Source organism: Haloarcula sp. Atlit-7R (assembly GCF_003666065.1).
In the GTDB taxonomy this organism is placed as follows: domain Archaea; phylum Halobacteriota; class Halobacteria; order Halobacteriales; family Haloarculaceae; genus Haloarcula; species Haloarcula taiwanensis.
The window spans coordinates 1-439 of record NZ_QXIK01000118.1; the positions used below are offsets into that span (position 1 = coordinate 1).

At 50.1% G+C, this 439-nt stretch carries 1 protein-coding gene; it reads right to left on the reverse strand.

Annotated features, from left to right (window positions below; all coding sequences use genetic code 11):
* Positions 1-331: FAD-dependent oxidoreductase (locus D3D01_RS22925; protein WP_199725644.1), on the reverse strand; the 331-nt coding region annotated here is incomplete at its 3' end.
* Between the last annotated feature and the right edge of the window lie 108 nt (positions 332-439).

Here is a 439-nt window from a genome sequence, read left to right on the forward strand (position 1 = left end):
CATTCTTACGCATCTTTCGTGTTTCAGGACTGCCAGCCTCATCCTCGTCGACCAGACTGATAAATGGTTGAGCGTGGAACTCGAAATCACCTGTCGCCGACAACTCCTCGAAATAGTCACGGACTTTCACTGCTACGCCTGGAATATGCTCACCTTCAAGGAAGAACCACCAATCCGAGATAAATGCGCTTGCGTTCGCCGACGCGCTCTCTTCGAGTTTACCTTTCTCCAGCACCAGAACGTCGTAGTCGTCTGCGAGATGGTCGGCAGTGCTGCATCCGATGGAACCCGCTCCTATGACGACAACGTCGTAGCTGTTTGCCTGCGGCATACGTTGAGTCATCAGTTGATGAATTTTATTTCTATTGATAGTGGCATTTCCTGCCACCCAAGTACGGACATGCGCTCCACCTGTGATTGTTTGTAGTACACAAAACTT